The sequence below is a fragment of the Mesotoga sp. HF07.pep.5.2.highcov genome, from assembly GCF_003666285.1.
GTDB lineage: Bacteria > Thermotogota > Thermotogae > Petrotogales > Kosmotogaceae > Mesotoga > Mesotoga prima.
Genome location: NZ_JFHJ01000422.1, coordinates 1 through 1319 on the forward strand (window position 1 = coordinate 1; position 1319 = coordinate 1319).

Genomic DNA, 1319 nt, shown 5'->3' on the forward strand with positions numbered 1-1319 from the left:
CTCGTCTTTGCAGTCGTCTCGCCTTTTCTGATTTCGAAAATCGATCGGAACTTCGACCAGTACGATTACTTCAAGAAGAGCTCGTCGATCGTCAAATCTGCCGAGACGATAAAAGAGGAGTTCGGTTGGAACATGCCCTTTTACGTTATCCTGAATAAGAACGGCCTCTTTACGGGCGCCGATGCTTCGGTCTTGTCTAAGCTCATTGTCGAAATAAACGAGCTCGAAGAGGTCAGGGGAGTTTCATCTATAATGGATGTTTCAAGCGCTTTCGGTATTCCGCTTCCGATACTTCAGATAGCGGCTCGCAACGGCGATCTGCCCGTCGAGCAATATATGGTTGGGAATTCAATACGGTTGCTGGTAAAGACTCCCAATACCGATGCGGTTAACTCACAGCGTTTAGAAAACGAGCTAAAAGAAATACTGGAGGACTATCCACAGTATTCTCCATACGTAGCGTCGCCACTGTTAATCATATCCGGTGTTAATAACGAGATACTTAGCAGTCAGGTCACCACAATTATCTGGGCCTTAGTAGTCATCACTCTGCTGCTTATTATCGTTTTCAGGTCTTTCAAGCTGGCACTTGTGTCGGTTCTTCCGATAGCCCTGTCGGTATTCTTCAACTTCTCTTATATGTCGATACTGGGCATAAAGCTAGAAATCTCTACAGCAATCGTTGCTGGAGTACTTCTGGGAATGACAATAGATTACGCAATCCATTTGATCAACAGATTCATGGACACCAAAGACATCTACAGGGCGAGAGAGGAAGTCAGACCAGCGATACTCTCAAACACGATAGCTCTCGCTGCGGGATTCGCCTCGCTCCTGTTTGCACCGTTGAGACTCTTCTCTGGACTCGGACTTCTGCTTGCGATCGGAATGCTTACCGGAGCCATAGTAACTCTCACGATAATACCAAAAATCGTCAGCAAATGGAAGATGTCCACTCATTCATAACTCGCTTATAAAGAGATAGAAAAGTCTGTCCGAGCCTTTGACAGAGGCCTGTCATCCCGTAATGCTCCTGTACGGGATCTCCCATCAAAGACTCGCTTTTCGCTGAACGCTCTCAAGACAATGTTGTCCGTCAACAGTCCACCGTCCTCCGCGAAGAAAAAACAAAGATCCCGAAACAAGTTCGGGATGACAGTGTGAGGCCACTTCGGAAATGTCGCATTCAGTATCTGAACTTGTTTCAGCATCGCGTTCTAAGACCCGCTGGTCGCTGAAAACCTAGAACAGCCGAGAAAGAACGCATTTGAGACGTCCGCTTCGCTCACGAGAAGACGAGAGCGAAAATAGGGACTGAC

1 protein-coding gene is annotated in these 1319 nt (G+C 47.2%); it reads left to right on the top strand.

Features of this window, described 5'->3' with window-relative positions; translation table 11 throughout:
• Positions 1-966: MMPL family transporter (locus BG32_RS08870; protein ID WP_147434906.1), on the top strand; the 966-nt coding region annotated here is incomplete at its 5' end.
• Between the last annotated feature and the right edge of the window lie 353 nt (positions 967-1319).